20 protein-coding genes are annotated in these 21,420 nt (G+C 72.4%); 13 read left to right on the forward strand and 7 right to left on the reverse strand.

From position 1 onward, the window contains the following. Nucleotides 1-2 precede the first annotated feature (2 nt). Nucleotides 3-500 (forward strand): GNAT family N-acetyltransferase, encoded by a 498-nt coding sequence (locus ABT041_RS26840; protein ID WP_351188732.1) that lies wholly within the window; start codon nt 3-5, stop codon nt 498-500. Here the strand turns inward: ABT041_RS26840 and ABT041_RS26845 are convergent. After that, nucleotides 497-3,796 (reverse strand): S41 family peptidase, encoded by a 3,300-nt coding sequence (locus tag ABT041_RS26845; RefSeq protein ID WP_351188735.1) that lies wholly within the window; start codon nt 3,794-3,796, stop codon nt 497-499. The two genes, ABT041_RS26840 and ABT041_RS26845, sit on opposite strands and share 4 nt — an antisense overlap. Nucleotides 3,797-3,959: 163 nt before the next feature. On the opposite strand from ABT041_RS26845, the gene ABT041_RS26850 reads away from it, so the two are divergent. Both ABT041_RS26850 and ABT041_RS26855 read left to right on the forward strand, forming a co-directional pair. Next, nucleotides 3,960-4,532, forward strand: a complete 573-nt coding sequence (locus ABT041_RS26850) for a TetR/AcrR family transcriptional regulator (protein WP_351188738.1) — start codon at nt 3,960-3,962, stop codon at nt 4,530-4,532. 97 nt (nt 4,533-4,629) lie between these two features. Then, the gene (locus ABT041_RS26855) at nt 4,630-6,789 is read left to right on the forward strand and encodes an MMPL family transporter (protein WP_351188740.1); all 2,160 of its coding nucleotides are present in this window, start codon (nt 4,630-4,632) and stop codon (nt 6,787-6,789) included. Between the two features lie 25 nt (nt 6,790-6,814). Here the strand turns inward: ABT041_RS26855 and ABT041_RS26860 are convergent, their stop codons facing one another. Continuing rightward, entirely contained in the window at nt 6,815-7,174 is a 360-nt protein-coding gene (locus ABT041_RS26860) for an SsgA family sporulation/cell division regulator (protein WP_351188743.1), read from the reverse strand. A 178-nt stretch (nt 7,175-7,352) separates the two neighbouring features. Here ABT041_RS26860 and ABT041_RS26865 point away from each other — a divergent pair, with 178 nt between their 5' ends. The 6 genes from ABT041_RS26865 to ABT041_RS26890 all read left to right on the forward strand — a co-directional run bounded on the left by ABT041_RS26865 (nt 7,353) and on the right by ABT041_RS26890 (nt 12,440). Continuing rightward, nucleotides 7,353-8,375 (forward strand): energy-coupling factor ABC transporter permease, encoded by a 1,023-nt coding sequence (locus ABT041_RS26865; protein ID WP_351188745.1) that lies wholly within the window; start codon nt 7,353-7,355, stop codon nt 8,373-8,375. A 1-nt stretch (nt 8,376) separates the two neighbouring features. After that, nucleotides 8,377-9,168 (forward strand): cobalt ECF transporter T component CbiQ, encoded by a 792-nt coding sequence (gene cbiQ / locus ABT041_RS26870; RefSeq protein WP_351188747.1) that lies wholly within the window; start codon nt 8,377-8,379, stop codon nt 9,166-9,168. Further along, nucleotides 9,165-9,905, forward strand: coding sequence for an energy-coupling factor ABC transporter ATP-binding protein (locus ABT041_RS26875; RefSeq protein ID WP_351188749.1), 741 nt, complete (start codon nt 9,165-9,167; stop codon nt 9,903-9,905). Before cbiQ ends, ABT041_RS26875 begins: the two co-directional genes overlap by 4 nt. Before the next feature lie 138 nt (nt 9,906-10,043). Continuing rightward, a complete protein-coding gene (locus ABT041_RS26880; protein ID WP_351188750.1) occupies nt 10,044-10,559 on the forward strand; it encodes a hypothetical protein in 516 nt (171 codons plus the stop codon). 93 nt (nt 10,560-10,652) lie between these two features. Then, entirely contained in the window at nt 10,653-11,822 is a 1,170-nt protein-coding gene (locus ABT041_RS26885; protein ID WP_351188894.1) for a serine hydrolase domain-containing protein, read from the forward strand. Between the two features lie 111 nt (nt 11,823-11,933). Further along, entirely contained in the window at nt 11,934-12,440 is a 507-nt protein-coding gene (locus tag ABT041_RS26890; RefSeq protein ID WP_351188752.1) for a YbaK/EbsC family protein, read from the forward strand. A 9-nt stretch (nt 12,441-12,449) separates the two neighbouring features. Here the strand turns inward: ABT041_RS26890 and ABT041_RS26895 are convergent, their stop codons facing one another. Beyond that, nucleotides 12,450-13,067 carry a LysE family translocator gene (locus ABT041_RS26895; RefSeq protein ID WP_351188755.1) on the reverse strand — a complete coding sequence of 206 codons (618 nt, stop codon included), beginning with the start codon at nt 13,065-13,067 and terminating at the stop codon, nt 12,450-12,452. A gap of 95 nt (nt 13,068-13,162) precedes the next feature. On the opposite strand from ABT041_RS26895, the gene ABT041_RS26900 reads away from it, so the two are divergent. Next, complete coding sequence (locus ABT041_RS26900) at nt 13,163-13,948, forward strand: SDR family NAD(P)-dependent oxidoreductase (protein WP_351188758.1); 786 nt, start codon at nt 13,163-13,165, stop codon at nt 13,946-13,948. 22 nt (nt 13,949-13,970) lie between these two features. Here ABT041_RS26900 and ABT041_RS26905 read toward each other — a convergent pair whose 3' ends face one another. From ABT041_RS26905 to ABT041_RS26920, 4 genes are all read right to left on the reverse strand, one after another. Next, nucleotides 13,971-14,822, reverse strand: a complete 852-nt coding sequence (locus ABT041_RS26905; RefSeq protein ID WP_351188761.1) for an EamA family transporter — start codon at nt 14,820-14,822, stop codon at nt 13,971-13,973. Then, the gene (locus tag ABT041_RS26910; protein ID WP_351188764.1) at nt 14,819-15,316 is read right to left on the reverse strand and encodes a YbaK/EbsC family protein; all 498 of its coding nucleotides are present in this window, start codon (nt 15,314-15,316) and stop codon (nt 14,819-14,821) included. Before ABT041_RS26910 ends, ABT041_RS26905 begins: the two co-directional genes overlap by 4 nt. A gap of 122 nt (nt 15,317-15,438) precedes the next feature. Further along, nucleotides 15,439-17,082 (reverse strand): penicillin-binding transpeptidase domain-containing protein, encoded by a 1,644-nt coding sequence (locus ABT041_RS26915; protein ID WP_351188767.1) that lies wholly within the window; start codon nt 17,080-17,082, stop codon nt 15,439-15,441. 119 nt (nt 17,083-17,201) lie between these two features. Next, complete coding sequence (locus ABT041_RS26920; RefSeq protein ID WP_502976600.1) at nt 17,202-18,956, reverse strand: dolichyl-phosphate-mannose--protein mannosyltransferase; 1,755 nt, start codon at nt 18,954-18,956, stop codon at nt 17,202-17,204. 52 nt (nt 18,957-19,008) lie between these two features. On the opposite strand from ABT041_RS26920, the gene rsmI reads away from it, so the two are divergent. The 3 genes from rsmI to ABT041_RS26935 all read left to right on the forward strand — a co-directional run bounded on the left by rsmI (nt 19,009) and on the right by ABT041_RS26935 (nt 21,379). Continuing rightward, nucleotides 19,009-19,896, forward strand: a complete 888-nt coding sequence (gene rsmI / locus ABT041_RS26925) for a 16S rRNA (cytidine(1402)-2'-O)-methyltransferase (RefSeq protein ID WP_351188770.1) — start codon at nt 19,009-19,011, stop codon at nt 19,894-19,896. Nucleotides 19,897-20,034: 138 nt separating this feature from the next. Beyond that, entirely contained in the window at nt 20,035-20,457 is a 423-nt protein-coding gene (locus ABT041_RS26930) for a hypothetical protein (RefSeq protein WP_351188773.1), read from the forward strand. A 52-nt stretch (nt 20,458-20,509) separates the two neighbouring features. Further along, nucleotides 20,510-21,379: a TatD family hydrolase gene (locus ABT041_RS26935; RefSeq protein ID WP_351188776.1), complete on the forward strand. Its 870-nt coding sequence runs from the start codon at nt 20,510-20,512 to the stop codon at nt 21,377-21,379. The last annotated feature ends 41 nt before the right edge of the window (nt 21,380-21,420 follow it).

The raw sequence follows: 21,420 nt of genomic DNA on the forward strand, positions 1-21,420 counted from the left end.
CCATGGCCGTACTCGAGCGACTCCGCCCCGACCACGCACCCGCCCTCCTCGCCTTCGAGCGGGAGAACCGGGCCTTCTTCGCCGCCCGCGTGCCCGACCGGGGCGACGCGTACTTCGACGAGTTCGACGCCCGGCACCGGGAGCTGATCGCGGCGCAGGAAGCGGGCGAGGACCACTTCCATGTGCTCGTCGCCGAGGGCGGGGAGATCGTCGGGCGGGTCAACCTCGTCCGCGTGGACGCCGCCGCCGGCAGCGCCGAGCTCGGCTACCGGCTCGCCGAGAAGGCGACCGGCCGGGGGCTCGCCACCCGGGGCGTACGGGAGGTGTGCCGGCTGGCCGTCGAGGAGTACGGGCTCAGCCGGCTGACCGCCTTCGTGCCCCTGGGCAACGGCGCGTCGAGCGCGGTGCTCGCCCGGACCGGCTTCGGCGCCGTGGGCGGGGTGACGCTCGACGACGGGGAGCCGGGGACCGCGTACGAGCTGGACTTGGCGACCGTCTAGGACGGCCTGGGCGGCAGTTTCGGGCGGGAGCGGTCCGGGAGGGACTCGTAGGCCGGGGGGCTGGCCGCGGGGGTCTCGGCGAGGAGTTCGAGGGCGACGTGGACCGCGTCGTCGAGCTGGGCGTGCCGCCCCTCGGCCCAGTCGAGGGGGGTGCGCAGGACCGCGATGTCGGGTTCGACGCCCTGGTTCTCCAGGGACCAGCCGTACTCGGGGAACCAGGCCGCGTTCATCGGGACGGTGATCTGGGTGCCGTCGCCGAGCCGGTGGCGGCCGGTCATGCCGACGACCCCGCCCCAGGTGCGCTGTCCGACGACCGGGCCGAGGCCGAGCAGCTTGAACGCGGCGGTGATCATGTCGCCGTCGGAGGAGGTGGCCTCGTCGGCGAGGGCGACGACGGGGCCGCGCGGGGCGTTGGAGGCGTACGACACGGGCTGGGCGTTGCGGGTGAGGTCCCAGCCCAGGATCCGGCGGGTCAGCTTCTCGATGACGAGTTCGCTGATGTTGCCGCCGGCGTTGCCGCGCACGTCGACGATGAGGGCGGGCCGGGAGACCTCCATGCGCAGGTCGCGGTTGAACTGGGCCCAGCCGGAGCCGCCCATGTCGGGGATGTGGAGGTAGCCGCAGCGGCCGCCGCTGACCTCCCGTACCACCGCACGGCGTTTGGCGACCCAGTCCTGGTACCGCAGGGGCCGTTCGTCGATGAGCGGGACGACGGCGACGCGGCGGGCGCGGCCCTCGCCCTCGGCGGGGGTGAAGGTGAGCTCGACGGTGGTGCCGCCGGTGCCGGAGAGCAGCGGGTAGGGGCCGGTGACCGGGTCGACGGGCCGGCCGTCGACGTGGGTGAGGACGGCGCCCTCGCGGATGCCGGTGCCGGCGAGCGGGGAGCGGGCCTTGGAGTCGGAGGACTCGCCGGGCAGGATCCGCTTCACGGTCCAGCCGGCCTCGCGGGGCACGAGGTTGGCGCCGAGGAGGCCCATGGGCCGCTGGTAGTGCGGCGGTCCCTCGTTGCGGCGGGCGGGCGTGACGTACGCGTGGGAGGTGCCGAGTTCGCCCATGACCTCGCGGAGCAGGTCGGCGAACTCGTCGGGGGAGGCGACCCGTTCGACGAGGGGCCGGTACTGGTCGAGGACGGCCGTCCAGTCGACCCCGCCGAGTTCGGGTTCCCAGAAGTAGGCGCGGACGATCCGGCCGGCCTCGTCGAAGGCCTGCCGCCATTCGGCGCCCGGGTCGATCTCGTGGAGGATGCGCCGCAGGTCCAGGTAGACGGTGGAGTCGCCGTCGCCGGACTCGGTGGCGGGCACGGCCCGCAGCTCGCCCTCGTCGGCGATCACGAGCCGGGTGCCGTCGCCGCTGACCGAGAACCAGTCGAGGTCCTTGGCGAGTTCGCTCTTGCGGGCCTTGGTGATGGAGAAGTGCTCCAGGGTGGGCTTGCCGGAGGTGTCGGCCGGGTTGGCGAAGGTCTCGCCGAGCGCGCCCGAGATGGGCCAGCGCAGCCAGACCAGGCCGCCGCCGCTGACCGGGTGCAGCGCCGAGTACTTGGAGGCGGCGACCGGGAAGGGCGTGACCCGCTCGGGGAGCCCCTCGATCTCGACGGTGACCGTGCCGTCGGCGCTCTCGGTGTCGTCGTCGGCGGGGTCGAGGCCGCCGGCCGCCGGGCGCCCGTCGGGCAGCAGCGCGAAGGGCGAGGGCGTGGCGGAGGAGAGCGGGACGAGGTAGGGGCGGCAGCCGAGCGGGAAGGACAGGTCGCCGGTGTGCACGTCGTACACCGGGTCGAAGCCGCGCCAGGAGAGGAAGGCGAGGTAGCGGCCGTCGCGGGTGAAGACGGGGTTCTCGTCCTCGAAGCGGCCGTTGGTGACGTCGACGACGGTGCGGGCGCCGGGTCCGGAGATCCGGGCCATCTTGATGGAGCGCAGGGAGCGGCCGATGCCCGGGTGGGACCAGGTCAGCCAGTCGCCGTCGGGGGAGAAGGCGAGGTCGCGGACGGGCCCGTTGACGGACCGGATGAGTTCGGTGACCTCGCCGTTGGAGTCCTCGGTGGCGTCGAGGAGGAGCAGCCGCCCGTCGTGGGAGGCGATGGCGAGCCGCTCGCCGTCCGGGTCGGAGACCAGCTCCTCGACCCGGCCGAGGTCGCCCGAGGCGAGCCTGCGGGGCGGCCGGTCGCCGCTGGCGCGCGGCAGATAGGCGACCTCGACGGCGTCCTCGCCCTCGGCGTCGGTGACGTACGCGACCTGTCCGCCGCTGCCGAGCATCTCGGGGAGCCGGACCCGGACGCCGGGGGTGTCGATGATGGTGCGGGCCGGGCCGTCGCGGTGCGTCAGCCAGTACAGGCTGCCGCGCACGGAGACGGCGGAGGCCCGGCCGGTCTCGTCGACGGAGACCGCGTCGACGTGGTGGGCGGCGGGCACCTGGTAGTGGCGCCGGCCGACGCGCTGCCCGCCGAGCCGCACCTCCAGCTTGCGGGGGCGGGAGTCGGCGGTGAGGGCGTCGACGATCCACAGCTCGCCCGCGCACTGGTAGACGACCCGGTGGCCGTCGCTGGAGGCGTGCCGGGCGTAGAAGTCGTCGTGGTCGGTGTGGCGGCGCAGGTCGGTGCCGTCGGGCAGGCAGGAGTAGAGGTTGCCGATGCCCTCGTGGTCGGAGAGGAAGGCGATCCGTCCGCCGACGGGCATGGGGGCGTCGATGTGGCCGCCGAGGTCGGGCAGGAGCCGTTGCCCGTGGAGCCAGAGGCGGCCGGTGGCGCCGCCCAGGTACCGCTTCCAGGCGGCCGGCTCGTGCGGCGGCTTCCCGGTGAGCAGGAGCGTGCGGCGCTCGCCGTCGTGGCCGGTGATCGCGGCGTCGTCGGTGACGCTTATGTCGGAGACGGGGCCCCAGGGCATGCGGAGGCCGGGGGAGCCGTCGGTGGGGACGGTGTACGCCCAGGAGTAGTACGAGAAGGGCTGCCCGTGCGAGGAGACGGCGAGGATGTCGGAGCGGCCGTCCTTGTCGGGGGGCGTCCAGCCGCAGACCCGGGTGTCGGTGGAGCCCCAGTAGGTGAGCCGCCGGGCGGCGCCGCCGTCGACGGGGGCGAGATGGATCTCGGGGTCGAGGCTGCGCCAGTTCGTGTACGCGATGTGGCGCCCGTCCGGCGAGAAGCGCGGGTGTCCGACCCGCGTCCGGTCGACGGTGAGGCGCCAGGCCCGGCCGGGGCGGTGGCCCTCGGGGACGAGCGGGGCGAGCCAGAGATCGTCCTCGGCGGCGAAGCACAGCAGGTCGTCGTGGAGGTGCGGAAAACGGAGATACGCGACGTCGTCACTCACCTGTTCATGCTTTCCGCGCGGAGGGGGTCAGGCAACTCGTACGTGTATGCGGGCGTCCTGGGGAGTGTGGCCCAGGACACGTACGAAACGGTTTCGTTTCGCTGAGGGGGTGGGTATATCGTCGTGGTGTACGAAACCGTTTCGTTCGGATCGGAGAACGGCCATGGCACGCAGCAGACTCACTCCCGAGCGGGAGTCCGAGCTGTACGCGGCCGTGCTCGACCTCCTCCGCGAGGTCGGCTACGACGCCCTCACCATGGACGCCGTCGCCGCCCGCACCCACTCCAGCAAGGCCACCCTCTACCGCCAGTGGGGGAGCAAGCCCGAGCTGGTCGCCCGCGCCCTGCGGCACAACAAGCCGGTCAGCCTCACCGAGATCGACACCGGCACCCTGCGGGGCGACATCGCGGAGATGCTCGAACGGACCGACGACTGCCAGATGGACAAGGACGCCGCGCTCATGCGGGGCCTCGCCCACGCCATCCACACCAACCCCGAACTGCACCGGGCGCTGCGCGAGCTGCTCATCGAACCCGAGATGAACGGCCTCGACGAGGTGCTGCGCCGAGCGGTCCACAGGGGCGAGATCCCCGCCGACAACCCGGCGCTGAAGCTCGTCCCGCACATGCTGATCGGTGCGTTCATCGCCCGCCCGCTGATCGAGGATCAGCCGGTCGACAAGGCGTTCCTCAGCGCCTACTTCGACGCCGTGGTGCTCCCCTCACTCGGCGCCTGACCCTGCTCCACCCCTGTCTCCACCTGACGACGAACCGCTCACGCCGTCGGGCCGGCTCCCCATGCCCTGTCCCGCCCCACAATGGGAGTACGCCCCCGTGGCCACGTTCCTCTACAAGTTGGGCCGCACCGCCTTCCGGCGCCGACGGCTCGTCGCCCTCCTCTGGGTGGCGCTCCTCGCGATCGCCGGCGTCGGTGCCGCCACCGCGCCCACCGCCACCTCCAGCTCCTTCTCCATCCCCGGCACCGAGGCCCAGCGCGCCTTCGACCTGCTCGAAGAGCGCTTCCCGGGCGCCGGAGCCGACGGGGCCACCGCCCGCGTCGTCTTCAAGGCCCCCGAGGGCCAGAAGATGACCGACCCGGCACACAAGGCCGTCGTCGAGGAGACCGTCGCCGCGCTCAAGTCCGGCTCGGACCAGATCGTCCAGGTCACCGACCCGTACACCGCGCACGCCGTCTCGCAGGACGGCTCCACCGCCTACGTCTCGGTCTCCTACAAGGTCAACGCCATGGAGCTGACCGACGAGACCCGCGAGGCCCTCAAGGACACCGGCCACGACGCGCAGGGCAAGGGGCTGACCGTCGAGATCGGCGGCGACGCGCTCCAGACCATGCCCGAGCAGGGCGCGAGCGAGGCCATCGGCATCGTCCTCGCCGGCATCGTGCTCGTCATCACCTTCGGCTCGCTCGTCGCGGCCGGGCTCCCGCTGCTCACCGCGGTCATCGGCGTCGGCATCGGCGTCTCGTCGATCACCGCGCTCGCGAACGTCCTGGACCTCGGCACCACCACCTCCACGCTCGCGTCGATGATCGGCCTGGCCGTCGGCATCGACTACGCCCTCTTCATCGTCTCCCGCTACCGCGCGGAGCTCGCCGAGGGCCGCGAGAAGGAGGACGCCGCCGGGCGCGCGGTCGGCACCGCCGGCTCCGCCGTCGTCTTCGCCGGACTCACCGTCGTCATCGCCCTGGTCGGCCTGGCCGTCGTCAACATCCCGATGCTGACGAAGATGGGCTTCGCCGCCGCCGCCACGGTCGTGATCGCCGTACTGATCGCGCTCACCCTCATCCCGGCCCTGCTCGGCTTCGCCGGCGACAAGGTCGTCAGCCGCAAGCAGCGCAAGGGCACCGCCAAGGCGAGCGACAAGCCCAACGGCGGCACCCGCTGGGCCCGCTTCGTCATCCGCCGCCCGCTGATGGTGCTGATCGTCGGCGTCCTCGGCCTCGGCGCGATCGCCGTGCCCGCCTCCTCCCTGGAGATGGGCCTCCCGGACGACGGCGTGAAGCCGACCTCCACCTCCGAGCGCCGGGCGTACGACGCGCTGTCCGACGGCTTCGGCCCCGGCTTCAACGGCCCGCTGCTCGTCGTCGTGGACGGCGACAAGGCGACCGCCGACAGGACGGTCTCCACGATCAAGGGCCTCGACGGCTGGGCCGCGGTCACCCCCGCGACCCCGAACAAGGCCGGCGACGCCGCGATGATCACCGTCGTCCCGAAGGACCGGCCGTCCTCGACCGCCACCGAGAGCCTGGTCCACGACATCCGCGACGCCACGGGCGACGAGGTGCTCGTCACCGGCGCCACCGCGATGAACATCGACTTCTCGCAGAAGATGAACGACGCGCTCGTGCCGTACCTGGCGCTCGTCGTCGGCCTCGCCTTCGTGCTCCTGACCCTGGTCTTCCGCTCGGTCCTCGTCCCGCTGAAGGCGGCCCTCGGCTTCCTGCTCTCGGTGGTCGCGGCCCTCGGCGCGGTCGTCGCGGTCTTCCAGTGGGGCTGGCTCGGCAGCCTCTTCGGGGTCGAGCAGACCGGCCCGATCATGTCGATGATGCCGATCTTCATGGTGGGTGTCGTCTTCGGTCTCGCGATGGACTACGAGGTCTTCCTCGTCACCCGGATGCGCGAGGCGTACGTGCACGGCGAGCGTCCCGGCGAGGCGATCGTGACCGGCTTCCGGCACAGCGCCCGGGTGGTCACCGCAGCCGCGGTGATCATGATCGCGGTCTTCTCCGGCTTCATCGGCATGGACGACCAGATGGTCAAGATGATCGGCTTCGGCCTCGCGGCGGCGGTCCTCTTCGACGCCTTCGTGGTCCGCATGGCGATCGTCCCGGCCGTCCTCGCGCTGCTCGGCCGCAAGGCCTGGTGGCTGCCGAAGTGGCTGGACCGGATCCTGCCGAACGTGGACGTGGAGGGCGAGGGCCTCGCCGGGGCCACCGCCGAGCCCGGCGCCGCGAAGCCGGACCTCGTGAAGGTCTGAGCCCCGGCCCGGTCCCCGTACGCCGTCAGTGTGTCGTCATCGACGTACTGGCGGCGTACGTGTGCTTCAGGAAGCGGAGCAGCGCCGTCGTGTCGAACTGCACGACCGTCACCCCGTCGTCCCGGTGGAGCTCGACGACCGTCTGGACGCGGCCGCAGGGCCAGACGCCGATGTCGCCGCGGCGCGTCGGGGTGCGCAGGCCCGTCTCCAGGAGGGCGCGCGGGAAGGACCATTCGACGGGGCCGGGGAAGACGAAGCGGACGGTCGCGGGGGAGAGGTCCGGGTCGTAGCGGAGGGTCACGGGGACGGGGCGGGAGAGCGGCGCGTCGCTGATGATCCGCCCCTTGGCCTGGTCGTCGATTGCGTGGGCGTCTACGGCGGCCATGGGGTGACTCCTCACCTTTTGTCCTCTTGTCTACCAATGTCCCACGCTTTCCCGGCCGGGGCGCGGGGCATGCCTGTGCGGCGGAAGGTGTGCGCGGGGTCACGTGCGCCCGGGCGCCGGTGTTCTGTGACTGATGCGCTCTTGCAAGCCCTTTGCAGTAACGCCTTATGATTCCGACGTGCATGTACCTGACGGATTCATCAACGCACCCGTATCGGCCGCCGCCGGAGTCGTCGCCGCCGGCGCCGTCGCCGTCGGCCTGCGCGGAGCCCGTAGAGAACTCGACGAGCGGACCGCGCCGCTCGCGGGCCTCGTCGCCGCCTTCATCTTCGCCGTCCAGATGCTGAACTTCCCGGTCGCCGCCGGGACCAGCGGACACCTCCTCGGCGGAGCGCTCGCCGCGATCCTCGTCGGGCCCTGGACCGGTGTCCTGTGCATCGCCGTCGTCCTGCTCATGCAGGGCATCCTCTTCGCCGACGGCGGCCTCACCGCCCTCGGCGTGAACATCACCGTCATGGGCGTCGTCACCGTCGTCGTCGCCTACGCGCTCTTCCGCGGCCTGGTCCTCGTCCTGCCGCGCACCCGCCGCTCGGTGACCGTCGCCTCCTTCCTCGCCGCGCTCGTCTCCGTACCGGCCGCGGCCGCCGCCTTCACCCTCATCTACGCGATCGGCGGCACCACCGACGTCCCCGTCTCCAAGGTCCTCACGGCCATGGTCGGCGTGCACGTCCTCATCGGCATCGGCGAGGCGGTCATCACCATGCTGACCGTCGGCGCCGTCGTCGCCGTCCGTCCCGACCTCGTGTACGGCGCCCGCGGCCTGACCGCGCCGCTCAAGCTCCGCGTCGACGGCGAACTCATCGACGCGGCCCCGGCGCCCCGCCCTTCAGCGGGGTCCCCGAAGAAGCTGTGGGCCGGCGGCCTCGTCACCGCCCTCGTCCTCGCCGGCTTCGTCTCCTTCTACGCCTCCGCCAGCCCCGACGGCCTGGAGAAGGTCGCCGCCGACCAGGGCATCGACAAGAACGTCGAACAGCACGCCGCCGCCGACTCCCCCCTCGCCGACTACGGCGTCAAGGGCGTCGAGGCCCCCCGGCTCTCCGGCGGCCTCGCCGGCGTCATCGGCGTCGGCGCGACCCTGGCCGCCGGCACCGGCGCCTTCTGGATCGTCCGCCGCCGCAAGACCGCCGCCCTGGAGGCCTGACATGGGAGCGGGTGGGGGTACCTCCCATGCCGGAGGCCATGGGGGAGCCCACAAGCTCTACCGGCACGGGCACTCGCCGGTCCACGAGCTGCCCCCGCACACCAAGCTCGCCGCCGTCCTCGGCTTCGTCGTGGTCGTCGTCTCGACGCCCCGCGAGGCCGTCTGGGCCTTCGCCCTCTACGCCGCACTCCTCGGAGCCGTGGCCGTGCAGGCCCGGATCCCGGCCGGCTTCCTGCTCAAACGGCTGCTCATCGAGATCCCGTTCGTCGCCTTCGCGCTGCTCATGCCCTTCGTGGTCCCCGGCGAGCAGACGGAGCTCCTCGGAGTGTCCCTGTCCGTCCCCGGCCTGTGGGGCGCCTGGAACGTCCTCGCCAAGGGCACCCTCGGCGTCGCCGCCTCGGTGCTCCTCGCCTCCACCACCGAACTGCGCGCCCTGGTCCTCGGCCTCCAGCGGCTCAAGCTGCCGCCGCTGCTCGTCCAGATCGCCTCGTTCATGATCCGGTACGGCGACGTCATCACCGACGAGATGCGCCGCATGTCCGTCGCCCGCCGCTCCCGCGGCTTCGAGGCGAAGGGCGTCCGCCACTGGGGCGTGCTCGCCAAGTCCGCGGGCGCGCTCTTCATCCGCTCGTACGAGCGCGGCGAACGCGTCCACCTCGCCATGGTCAGCCGCGGCTACACCGGCACCATGCCGGTCATCGACGAGGTGACCGCCACCCGCGCCCAGTGGGCGTACGCCGCCGCGCTGCCGCTCACCGCACTCCTGATCTGCCTCCTGGGATGGACCCTATGACCGCCTCGCTGGACGTACGCGGCCTCGCGTACGCGTACCCCGACGGCCACCAGGCCCTCTTCGGCGTCGACCTGACCGTCGGCCGCGGCGAGCGCGTCGCCCTCCTCGGCCCCAACGGCGCGGGCAAGACCACGCTCGTCCTCCACCTCAACGGCATCCTCACCGGCGGCGCGGGCAGCGTCACCGTCGCCGGTTTGCCGGTCGGCAAGAAGCACATGGCCGAGATCCGGCGGAAGGTCGGCATCGTCTTCCAGGACCCCGACGACCAGCTGTTCATGCCGACCGTCCGCGAGGACGTCGCCTTCGGCCCGGCGGCTGCCGGGGTGCGGGGCGCCGAGCTGGAGGCCGTCGTGCTGCGCGCCCTGGAGAAGGTCGGCATGGCGGAGTTCGCCGACCGGCCCCCGCACCACCTGTCCTTCGGGCAGCGCCGCCGGGTCGCCGTCGCGACCGTCCTCGCCATGGAGCCGGAGATCCTCGTCCTCGACGAGCCGTCCTCCAACCTGGACCCCGCCTCGCGCCGCGAGCTCGCCGACATCCTCAAGGCGCTGGACGTCACGGTCCTGATGGTCACCCACGACCTGCCGTACGCCCTGGAGCTCTGCCCGCGCTCGGTGATCCTCAGCGAGGGCGTGATCGCGGAGGACGGACCGACCGCCGCGATCCTCTCGGACGAGGAGCTGATGGCCCGGCACCGGCTGGAGCTGCCGTTCGGCTTCGTACCGAGCTCCGTCGCCTGACTTTGGTCCGACCGGCTGGACCTGCCGGTGGGTCGTGCCGGGGCGCTCCGTGCGGGGGCGGGGCCGAGGTTATGAAGGGAATCGGACGGCAGTTCGCCGTTCGATCCCCTTCATGAACACCCCCTCAGGAGTCGCATCATGCGCCCCATCAGAGCCGCCTGTCTCGGCACGGCCACGCTGGTCACCCTTCTCACCTGCACCCCGCTCGCGTCCGCCGCCGCGCCGGACACCGGTTCCGCCCACTCCCGGGGCAAGGCGGCCCGGGTCATCACGCTCCGGGCCGTGGTGCAGGAGCTGCACCGCTTCCCCGTCCTCGAAGGCAGCGTCTCGCAGGGCGATCGGGTCGTCGCCCGCTCGGACCTCTCGTACTTCTCGGACGAGACGCACACCAAGATCGGCGAGAGCCACGTCACCTGCACCACCACCACGGGCGGGGACCCGATGGTGGTCGATGAAGCGGAGCAGTGCGTCGCGACCTACGTCCTCCCGGACGGCGAGCTCACCGTGCAGGGGATGTACTTCAACTACCTCAACCAGGGTCCCTTCGACAACGCCATCACCGGTGGCACCGGGAAGTACGACAGGGCTCGTGGTTCGGTCCACTCCCAGCCGGACGGACCGGGCGTGAGGCGCTTCACGATCAACCTCGTCTGACCACCCCGGACGTCCACCTGACCCCGGAATCCGGCCGTCCCCCCTCGCGTTGCACCATGGGGAGTCGGTCGTACGAGAGAGAGTGTGGGTCAGGTGGACGTCCAGGGCACGGTGGCGGCGGGCTGGGAGCCGGTCAGGGACGCGTTCCTGCACAACTTCGAGCAGCGGGGCGAGCGCGGCGCGGCCGTCGCCGTCCACCGCGACGGCGAGAAGGTCGTCGACCTGTGGGCGGGCACGAAGGACGCCGACGGTACGGATCCGTGGACGGCGGACACCGCCCAGGTCGTCCGCTCCGCCACCAAGGGCGTCTCAGCCGCCGTCCCCCTGCTCCTGCACCAGCGCGGGCAGCTCGACCTGGACGCCCCCGTGGCCTCGTACTGGCCCGAGTTCAAGGCCCACGGCAAGGACCGGGTCACCGTGCGGCAGCTCCTCGCGCACCGGGCCGGCGTGCCCGTCCTCGACCGGCCCCTCAGCCTCGCCGAAGCGGTCGACCTGGACACGGCGACCCGCGCGATAGCCGCCCAGGCCCCCGTCTGGGAGCCCGGCACCGCCCACGGCTACCACGCCCACACCTTCAGCTGGCTGCTCTCCGGCCTGGTCCACCGGGCGACCGGCCGCACGATAGGCCGCTGGGTCGCCGAGGAGATCACCGGCCCCCTCGGCCTCGACCTGTGGATCGGTCTGCCCGAGGCCGAGGGCCACCGGGTCGGCCGGCTCGGCCCCGTCGAGGAGATCGACCCGCCCGGCAGCGGCGCCCTCAAGCTCCGCCCCAAGCGCTCCGTCACCGCGGCCTACCAGGACCCCGGCTCCCTCACCCGGCGCGCCTTCGGGGTCATCGACCCCAAGCCCGACGAGAACGACCCCGTCTACCGCGCCGCCGAACTGCCCGGCTCGGCCGGCGTCGCCACGGCCCGCGCCCTGGCCCGCTTCTACGCCGCCACCCTCGGCCCCGTCGACGGCGCGGAGCGCCTCTTCGCCCCCGCCACCCTGACCCTCGCCCGCACCGAGGAGTCCGCGGGCCCGGACCAGGTGCTGCTGGTCGGCACGCGCTTCGGCCTCGGCCACATGCTGCACGGCCCGGCCAGCCCGCTCCTCGGCCCGTCCTCCTTCGGTCACCCCGGCCGCGGCGGCTCGCTCGGCTTCGCCGACCCGGACGCCGGGATCGCCTTCGGGTACGTCACCAACGGCATGCGGAAGACGGTCACGGCCGACCCGCGCGCCCAGGCCCTGGTGCGCGCGGTGCGCGCGGTCACGGAGGCCTGAGGCGGCGGCCCGGGACCGGTGGTCCGGGTGTCGCGCCGCCCCGGCGCCCCGGCGACGGGCGTAGGGTCAACTCGCCCGAGCAACCGACCACTTGCAAGCCGGAGGAACCGCATGACCACGGACGCCACGGACGTCGCCGGGGACACGTACGAGAAGCTGCTCGCCCTCCTCGACGAGCGCGGCGCGGCCTACCGGGTGATCGAGCACGCCCCCGAGGGCGCCACCGAGGCGGTCAGCGCGCTGCGCGGCCACACGCTCGACCGCGCCGCCAAGTGCATCATCGCCATGGTGAAGATCGGCAAGAAGGAGAAGCGCTTCGCGCTCGTCGTCGTCCCGGGCGACCGGCGCATCGACCTCGACGCCGTCAAGGCGCTGTACGGCGGCACGTACGTCTCCTTCGCCTCCCCGGAGACCGCCGAGGAGCTCGCGGGCTCCCCGAGCGGCACGATCCTGCCCTTCTCCTTCGACGAGCGGCTCGAACTGATCGTGGACCCCGACCTGTTGGTCCAGCCGGAGTTCTTCTTCAACGCGGCCCGGCTCGACCGCTCGATCGCCCTCTCCGCCGAGGACTACCGGGCGATCGCCGCACCGCGCGTCGAGCGCGTGTCCGCCGGCTGACCGGCGGGATCAGGCGACGGCCGGCGTGAGCGCCAGGACCATCCCGAGTCCGACGAGCACCGTCCCGATGACCTTGTTGAGCACGGTCTGCTTCCGCAACAGCCGGGCGCGCAGGGCCCGGTGGGAGAAGAGGACCGCGGCGAGACCGAACCAAACGAGGTGCGCGAACGACATGAACAGGCCGTAGCCGGCCTGCTGGAGGACGGGGGTGTCGGCGCTGACGACCTGGGTGTAGGTGCTCAGCACGAAGAGCATGGTCTTCGGGTTGAGCGCGTTCGTCAGGAAGCCGGTGCGCAGCGCCCCCGCCCTCGACAGGCCGGTGCCGTCCGACAGGTCGATGTCCACCTGGGACCTGGTGACGAAGGTCCTGTACCCGATGTAGACCAGGTACGCGGCGCCGATCAGCTTCATCGCGGTGAACAGCACCGGCGAACGCGACACCAGGAGACCCACGCCCAGCATGGTGTACGTGACGTGGACGAGCACGCCCGCCGCGATCCCGACCGCCGCGAGGACGCCCGCCGTCCGCCCGTACAGACAGCTGTTCCGGACGGTCATCGCGAAGTCCGCGCCGGGGCTGACGACAGCCAGGACCGTGATGACCGCTACGGCTATGAGCTGACCCATCTTCCCGTCTTCTCACTCAGGTGACACAGGACCTGCGAGGTTAGGCGATCACCGGGGCGTTGCGGGAGGGTTTTCCGGGATGCTGGGATCGTCCCATGGACCTCAGGGAGCGTTTCGACGGGTACGCGGTACTGGTCACGGGCGCGGCGCGCGGCATCGGCGCGGCCACCGCCCGGCGGCTCGCGGCGGAGGGCGCGCGGGTCCTCGTGACGGACATCGACGAGGCGGCGGCGCGCAGGACGGCGGAGGAACTCCCCGGGGCGGTGGCGGCGTGCTGCGACGTCGGCGACCAGGAGTCGGTCGACGCGGCCGTCGCGTGCGCGGTGGCGGCCTTCGGCCGTCTGGACGTCCTCGTCAACAACGCGCTCGCCCCCGTCGCCCCCGACCGGGACCGCTTCGAGGACGAACCGGACGCGGGCTGGACCGGCCAGCTGGACGTGACGCTGATGGGCGCCGTCCGCTGTGCGCGGGCCGCGCTGCCGCACCTGGCGGCGGCCGGCGGGCGCGGGGCGATCGTGACGATCGGCTCGGTCAACGCGGAGGCGGACTTCGGCGGCCACGCGTACAGCGCGGCCAAGGCGGGCCTGGCGTCGCTGACCCGCACCCTGGCGGGCGACGCCGCGCCCCGCGGGGTCCGGGTCAACCAGATCAACCCGGGCACGATCGCGACCAGGGCCTGGGCGGGCCGCGAGGCCGACCTCACGGCCCTGGGCGACCGCGTCTACCCCCTGGGCCGCGTCGGCACCCCGGAGGACGTGGCGGCGGCGGTCGCCTTCCTGGCCTCCGCGGACGCCTCCTGGATCACGGGCACGACCCTCCGCGTGGACGGCGGCCTCCTGGCGGTGAACACGCACTTCGCGGAGGTACTGGGGGAGGGCTAGGTCCCGTTCGCGAGGAGGACCCTCAACCCGCGTGCAGCATCAGCCCGATGCCCATCACCATCAGGCCCGCCGCCGCGATCCTCGGGGCGCCGAAGCGTTCCTTGAAGAAGACGGCGCCGATGGCCGCGCCCACGATGATGGACGACTCCCGCAGGGCCGCGATCGGGGCCAGCGGGGCCTTCGTCTGGGCCCACAGGACGAGCGCGTACGCCGACACCGACAGGCCCGCGCCGAGGAGGCCCCGCGCCGCGTACGGGCGGAGCTGGGGGAGGAGGGCCGCGCGGCGGGTCCACAGGGCGTACGCCGGGATCGCGAGGCCCTCCAGGACCATCAGCCACCCGATGTAGCCCAGCGGCGTGCCGGACGCCCGGACGCCGACGCCGTCGACCACCGTGTACAGGGCGATCGACAGGCCCGTCGCCCCCGCCGCCAGAAGCGCCGGCCAGTGCGGGCGGGCGTCCTTGCCCCGGATGCCCCACAGCGCCAGGCCCGTCAGGCCCGCACACGCCACCGCCACCCCGAGCAACTGCCGGCCGCCCGGCACCTCGTGGAGGAAGACGGCCGCGATGACGGTCACGACCAGCGGAGCCGTACCGCGCGCGATCGGATACATCTGCCCGAAGTCCCCGAGCGTGAACGACCGCATCAGCAGGGCGTAGTACCCGATGTGAAGCAGCGCCGACACGATCAGGTACGGCCACGCCCCCGCCGCCGGCAGCGGCACGAAGCAGGCCACGGCCAGACCGATCAGCGCCCCTCCGCCGGAGATCAGCGTGAAGGAGAGCAGCTGGTCCTTGATGTGGTGGGCGATCGCGTTCCAGCCGGCGTGCGTGACGGCCGCGACGAGGACCGCGAGCGTGACGAGGGGGGTCACTCGGCAGGCTCGCGGACGTCCACGAGCGTGCCCCCGGCGTGCGTGACCAGCGTCTTCGGGTCCATCGCGAAGACCGTGTGCGGGGTGCCCGCCGCCGCCCACACCACCGCGTGGTCGAGGATGCCGCGGTCGGCGAGGACCCGCGTCCGGGTGCGGTGCCCGAACGGCGGCACGCCCCCGATCGCGTACCCCGTCGTCTCCCGCACCACCTTCGCGTCGGCCCGGGTCACCTTCTCCGCGCCCAGCTCCTGACGCACCCGCCCGACGTCCACCCGCGACGCGCCGTCCATCAGGACCAGGACCGGCACCCCGTCGGCCGCGAAGATCAGCGACTTCACGATCTCGCCGACCGCGCAGCCGATCGCGTCGGCGGCCTGCTGGGCGGTGCGGGTCTCGTCCGGGAAACGACGGATCTCGACGTCGAGCCCCAAGTCCTGGAGCGCGGCGGCGAACTGGGGGTGGGCGGCGGAGGCGGAATCCTCGTCGGTCGTCATGCCCCGCACGCTAGCGGTCGGTGTACGGGGCACGCGACCGGGTTCCGGCGGACGAGACCCCTGGCGCGAGCGGGCGCGCTTCCCCTTCACGGGGGCATGCGCGCCCCGCCCCGCCCTTACGGTCACCCCGCCTTCAGGACCTTCGCCACCACCGGGCCCGCCGCGTCGGCGCCGTGGCCGCCTGCCTGGACGACGGCCGCCGCGGCGAGGTCGCCGGAGTAGCCGGTGAACCAGCTGTTGGACGTGCCCTGGCCGTCGACCTCGGCCGAGCCGGTCTTGGCACCCTTGGGCGACGGCACCCCCGACATCGCGTTCGTCGCGGTGCCCTGCGCAGTCGTCGCCGCCGCCTTCATCATCCGGCGCAGCCCTGTGGCGACGTCGGCGGGCAGCGGCTCCGCCGTGGCGAACTCGCGGTCGTCGAGGTCCTGCGCCACCAGGTAGGGCTGGAGGAAGCGGCCGTTCTTGGCGGTCGCGGAGAGCGAGGCGACGTTCAGGGCGCTCATCGTGATCTTGCCCTGCCCGATGTACGAGGCGGGCGTCTCGCTGCCGGCCGACTCGGGGACGCTGCCGTCCGAGGCCTGGACGCCGATGTTCCACTCCTCGCCGATGCCGAACCAGCGGCGGGCGGTGGTGCCGAGGGCGGTGTCCGCGACGCCCTTGTCGCTGAGCTTGCTGATCGCCTTGATGAAGGCGGTGTTGCAGGAGCGGCTGAACGCGTCGGTGAGGGTGCCGCCGCTGATGCTGAACTTCTCGAGGTTCTGGAAGGTCCTGCCCCGCGACAGGACCTCCGGCGGACACTCGACCCGGGTGGTGGGCGTCGCCAGACCGTGCTGCATCATCATCGCGGCCGTGACGATCTTCATCGTCGAGCCGGGGGCCTGCTGGCCCTGGAGCGCGGTGTTGAACTCCTTGCCGGGGCTGTTGGCGACCGCCCGTATCGCCCCCGTCGACGGCTCGATCGCCGCCACCGAGGCCGAGCCGAACTGCTTGACGGCCTTCTCGGCCGCCGCCTGGACGTCCGCGTCGATGGTCGTCCTCAGCGTGCCCGGCTTCCCCTTCCGCAGGACCAGGAGGGGGGTGTCGGCGACGGCCTCGCTGCCCGAGTCGATCCAGGTCTCGACGCCGGCGGTGCCGTCGACCTTCGACCCGTACCGCTTGCGGAGTTCGGCCAGGACCGGCCCGAGCGAGGGGTACTTCTCCGCCGTCAGCTCCACGCCCTCGTGGTCGACGGCCTTCACCTCGGCGGTCTTGGCGACGCCCGTCCGCAGGGTCCCGGCGGTGGTCAGCCGCGGGTGGAGGACGGTCGGCTGCCACTTCACCAGCGGACGGCCGGTGGTCTGCCCGCGCACCACGGTCAGTTCGGAGCTGTACGACAGGTCCTTCGACACGCCCTCGTACGTGACGGTCGCCCGTACCGTGAACGGCACCTTCGGCCCGACGGCAGCCCCCGGCGTGATGACGGCCTTCGAGACCTTCGCCCCCTCCCGGTACGCCAGGACCGCGGGTCCCGCCGAGACCGGATCGTTCGTCAGCTGGGCCGCCCGGTCCGACTCCCCGGCGGCCCAGGCGGCCAGGAAGTCCTTCGCGGTGGCCGTGACCTCGTCCTCGGTGACGGGCCCGGTCTTCGGTGCGTCACCGGCCTCGGCGCCCACGGACGCCTCGCCGCCCGTGATCCCCGTCCAGAGGTTGTACCCCCCGTACCCGACCCCACTGGCCACGACGAGGAACACGCCCCCGACGATCGTGACCTTGATCCCACTGCGCATGACTGCGCCTCCCCTCCCCAGGTGGCCGTCAAGTCAAGCAGCGTCTCTTGCGTGTGTCGAGCAACATTCGCCACTTCTGTCAGACGCGTACCACCGGGAGGAGAGGCGGGGCAGAGGTCCTACACCCAGGTGTCGAGCCACATCCGGGCCCGCCACTGGTCCATCGGAATGGGCGTGCCGGTGTAGATGGGCCAGAAGTAGATGAAATTCCAGACGATGAGCAGCACAAGGCAGCCCGCCGCCACCGCGCCGAAAGTGCGGCGTCTTTCCGAGGAGCCACGGGGGCCGATGATCGCGCCCAGCATCATGGCCACCGCCAGACACAGGAAAGGCACGAAGACGACCGCGTAGAAAAGGAAGATGGTGCGTTCCTGGTAAAGGAACCAGGGGAGCCAGCCGGCCGCGATGCCGCAGGCGATCGCGCCCGCGCGCCAGTCGCGGCGGAAGGCCCACCGCCACAGGACGTAGAGGATCGCGAAGCAGGCGGCCCACCACAGGAGGGGGGTGCCGAGGGCCAGGACCTCCTGGGCGCACTTCTCCTTCGCCGTGACCGGGCAGCCCGCCGTGCCGGGGGCCGGGGACTCGTAGAAGTACGAGACGGGACGGCCGAGGACGATCCAGGACCAGGGGTTCGACTGGTAGGTGTGCGGCGAGGTGAGGCCGACGTGGAAGGTGTACACCTCGGACTCGTAGTGCCAGAGGCTGCGCAGCCAGTCCGGGAGCCAGCCCCAGGTGCCGCCGCCGACCGCCCTGTCGTGGTCCTCGGCCCAGTGCCGGAAGTAGCCCTTGTCGGTGGCCAGCCAGCCGCTCCACGTCGCCAGGTACGTCCCGATCGCCACCGGCACCACCGACACGAACGCCGGGACCAGGTCCTTCTTGATCACCGCGAGGTACGGGCGGACGGCGCCGGCCGTGCGGCGGGCGCCGACGTCCCACAGGACGGTCAGCAGACCGAACGCGACCATCACGTACAGGCCGTTCCACTTGGTCGCCGCCGCGAGGCCCAGGGACACGCCGGCCGCGAGCCGCCACGGCCGCCAGCCCAGGCGCAGGGCCTCCGCGACCTCCGCGTCCGGCCGCAGCACCCCCTCCTCGTCCTCGGGGAGCGCGGCCGCGAGCCGCGCCCGCGTCCGGTCCCGGTCCAGGACGAGACAGCCGAAGGCGGCGAGCACGAAGAACATCAGCACCTGGTCGAGCAGCGCGGTGCGGCTCATCACGAAGTGCAGTCCGTCGACGGCCAGGAGCAGGCCCGCCAGGCAGCCGAGGAACGTCGAGCGGAACAGGCGGCGGCCGATCCGGCACAGCATCAGCACGGACAGCGTGCCGAGCAGCGCCACCATGAAGCGCCAGCCGAAGGGCTCGAAGCCGAAGAGCTTCTCGCCGACGCCGATCACCCATTTGCCCATCGGCGGGTGCACGACGTACCCGGGATCGGTCGGGACCAGGACCGAGCCGGGGTCGGTGAGGATCGTCTTGTCGATGTCCTTCGGCCAGGCCCCCTCGTACCCCTGGTTGATCAGGGCCCAGGAGTCCTTGGCGTAGTACGTCTCGTCGAATATCACCGCGTGCGGCTTGCCCAGGTTCCAGAACCGCAGCAGGCCCGCGACCACCGTGACCAGGAGCGGACCGCCCCAGGCCAGCAGCCGCCACAGCCGGTCGGCGCCGCCGGGGCCGATGCCGAGCAGCGACCACGTCCGCTCGGACGGACGGGTGTACGGGGGGACGAGCCGCTCGCGCAGCCCGATCGGCGCGGCGTCCCGGCCGGGCGGGGTGTAGCCGAAGCGCCGCAGCCTCTGCTGCCACGAAGAGGGCTCTGCCACGGGCGCCGCCATGGGGTGCTGGCCCTCCAGGGCCTCGGGTGCGGTACTGGTCACCGCGCCATCGTAGGGACTGTGCCTGTGCGAGTCGCCTGTCCGGGCTGGGAGGATGTTGCGTGTGACAGGAACGCTGGTACTCGCAGGGACCCCCATCGGTGACATCGCGGACGCTCCGCCCCGCCTCGCCGCCGAGCTGCAGAGCGCGGACATCGTGGCCGCCGAGGACACCCGGAGGCTGCGCGGTCTCACCCGGGCGCTCGGCATCCACACGACGGGCCGGGTGGTCTCGTACTTCGAGGGCAACGAGTCCGCCCGTACGCCGGAGCTCGTCGAGGCCCTGGTCGGCGGGGCGCGGGTGCTGCTCGTGACGGACGCGGGCATGCCGTCCGTGTCGGACCCCGGCTACCGGCTGGTCGCGGCCGCCGTCGAGCAGGACATCAAGGTGACGGCCGTCCCCGGCCCGTCCGCCGTGCTCACCGCGCTCGCCCTCTCCGGGCTCCCGGTGGACCGCTTCTGCTTCGAGGGCTTCCTGCCGAGGAAGGCCGGCGAGCGCCTCGGCCGGCTCCGCGAGGTCGCGGACGAGCGCAGGACCCTCGTCTACTTCGAGGCCCCGCACCGGCTCGACGACACCCTCGCCGCGATGGCCGAGGTGTTCGGCGCCGACCGCCGGGCCGCCGTCTGCCGCGAGCTGACGAAGACGTACGAGGAGGTCAAGCGGGGCCCGCTCGGCGAGCTCGCGGAGTGGGCGAAGGACGGCGTACGGGGCGAGATCACCGTCGTCGTCGAGGGCGCCCCGGAGACCGGCCCCGCCGAACTCGACGCGGAGGAGCTGGTGCGCAGGGTGCGCGTGCGCGAGGAGGCGGGGGAGCGCCGCAAGGAGGCGATCGCCGCCGTCGCGGCGGAGGCGGGACTTCCCAAGCGGGAGGTGTTCGATGCCGTGGTCGCGGCAAAGAATGCGGACGCGTCGGGCCCCGGAAAAGGTAAAGGACTAACCTGAAAGGCAAAGCCGAACCCGGCGCCGGGACTCTTCGCAGGGCGCTTGGCAAGGGAACGCCAAAGAGCAATCCATGGTTCGTCTCCCGCTGATGCGCTCCGGCCCGAAAAGGCGTCCACTGATCAGTGGAGAGGAGCTGGCATGAGCGAGATCACCGGCACCGGCATATCCGTCGCCCATGAGGCGTACGCCTTCGCCTGCATGCGCTGTGGATACGGCTGGGAGCAGGCGTACGACATCGAGCACCACGTCGACGCCGCCGGCCAGGAATTCGTCGTCTACAAGGCCGACGGAGAGCGGGTGCCTTCCCCGCTGTCCAGCCCCACCTGCATGAACTGCGGCGGCCACGTCGTCCGCATCATGCGCGCGGGGCAGGTGTCGTCGGTGCTCGACCTGGTCGCCGCGACCGAGAAGCACCAGCAAGGGGCGCGGGCGACGAAGCCCGTCTCACCGGCCGGGCCGATCGGCCAGGAGCTGACCGAGGACGACGCCCCCGAGAAGCCGCCGGTGCCGCACCACTGGCATCTGTCGGACCTCTTCCACCCCCGCAGGCGTCACCAGTAGTCCACCGGTAACCCCGCGCGCCGGCACTCGTGGCCCTCGTACGATCGGGGCCATGAGTGCCAAGGACGCCCCGCCGCCGCTGCCCGAACCCCTCCTCGTGGAGGTCGCGGACTCGCACACCCACATGGACCTGCAGTCCGGGACCGTCGAGGAGGCCCTCGTCAAGGCCGCCGCCGTCGGCGTGACCACGGTCGTCCAGGTCGGCTGCGACGTGAAGGGCTCGCAGTGGGCCGCCGAGACGGCCGCCGCCCACGAGAACGTGCACGCCGCCGTCGCCCTGCACCCCAACGAGGCCCCCCGCATCGTCCTCGGCGACCCCGACGGCTGGTCCCGCCAGGGCGCCCGTCAGGGCGGCGGGGACGCGGCCCTCGACGACGCCCTCACCGAGATCGACCGGCTCGCCGCCCTGCCGTACGTCCGCGGCGTCGGCGAGACCGGCCTGGACTTCTTCCGTACGGGGCCCGAGGGCATCGCCGCGCAGGAGCGTTCCTTCCGCGCCCACATCGAGATCGCCAAGCGCCACGGCAAGGCCCTCGTCATCCACGACCGGGAGGCCCACGCCGACGTGCTGCGCGTCCTGGACGAGGAGGGCGCCCCGGAGCGGACCGTCTTCCACTGCTACTCCGGCGACGCGGAGATGGCCGAGATCTGCGCGGCCAAGGGCTACTACATGTCCTTCGCCGGCAACGTCACCTTCAAGAACGCCCAGCCGCTGCGGGACGCGCTCGCGATCGCCCCCCTGGAGCTGGTCCTCGTCGAGACCGACGCCCCCTTCCTCACCCCGGCGCCCTTCCGGGGCCGCCCGAACGCCCCGTACCTGATCCCGGTCACCGTCCGCGCCATGGCCGAGGTCCGCGGGATCGGGGAGAACGAGCTGGCCGAGGCGATCGCCGTGAACACGGCCCGCGCCTTCGACTACTGAGGATCACCGATCCATAACAGTTACGTGGCGTAGTCGGGTCG

The organism is Streptomyces sp. NPDC002825, assembly GCF_040295385.1.
Classification (GTDB): domain Bacteria; phylum Actinomycetota; class Actinomycetes; order Streptomycetales; family Streptomycetaceae; genus Streptomyces.

Coding starts and splice junctions, on each gene's coding strand:
- ABT041_RS26890 (WP_351188752.1), top strand. CDS start 11,934: ATGACCACGGACGCCACGGACGTCGCCGGGGACACGTACGAGAAGCTG.
- ABT041_RS26840 (WP_351188732.1), top strand. CDS start 3: ATGGCCGTACTCGAGCGACTCCGCCCCGACCACGCACCCGCCCTCCTC.
- ABT041_RS26875 (WP_351188749.1), top strand. CDS start 9,165: ATGACCGCCTCGCTGGACGTACGCGGCCTCGCGTACGCGTACCCCGAC.
- ABT041_RS26935 (WP_351188776.1), top strand. CDS start 20,510: ATGAGTGCCAAGGACGCCCCGCCGCCGCTGCCCGAACCCCTCCTCGTG.
- ABT041_RS26930 (WP_351188773.1), top strand. CDS start 20,035: ATGAGCGAGATCACCGGCACCGGCATATCCGTCGCCCATGAGGCGTAC.
- ABT041_RS26910 (WP_351188764.1), bottom strand. CDS start 15,316: ATGACGACCGACGAGGATTCCGCCTCCGCCGCCCACCCCCAGTTCGCC.
- ABT041_RS26880 (WP_351188750.1), top strand. CDS start 10,044: ATGCGCCCCATCAGAGCCGCCTGTCTCGGCACGGCCACGCTGGTCACC.
- ABT041_RS26860 (WP_351188743.1), bottom strand. CDS start 7,174: ATGGCCGCCGTAGACGCCCACGCAATCGACGACCAGGCCAAGGGGCGG.
- cbiQ (WP_351188747.1), top strand. CDS start 8,377: ATGGGAGCGGGTGGGGGTACCTCCCATGCCGGAGGCCATGGGGGAGCC.
- ABT041_RS26915 (WP_351188767.1), bottom strand. CDS start 17,082: ATGCGCAGTGGGATCAAGGTCACGATCGTCGGGGGCGTGTTCCTCGTC.
- ABT041_RS26900 (WP_351188758.1), top strand. CDS start 13,163: ATGGACCTCAGGGAGCGTTTCGACGGGTACGCGGTACTGGTCACGGGC.
- ABT041_RS26895 (WP_351188755.1), bottom strand. CDS start 13,067: ATGGGTCAGCTCATAGCCGTAGCGGTCATCACGGTCCTGGCTGTCGTC.
- rsmI (WP_351188770.1), top strand. CDS start 19,009: ATGTTGCGTGTGACAGGAACGCTGGTACTCGCAGGGACCCCCATCGGT.
- ABT041_RS26850 (WP_351188738.1), top strand. CDS start 3,960: ATGGCACGCAGCAGACTCACTCCCGAGCGGGAGTCCGAGCTGTACGCG.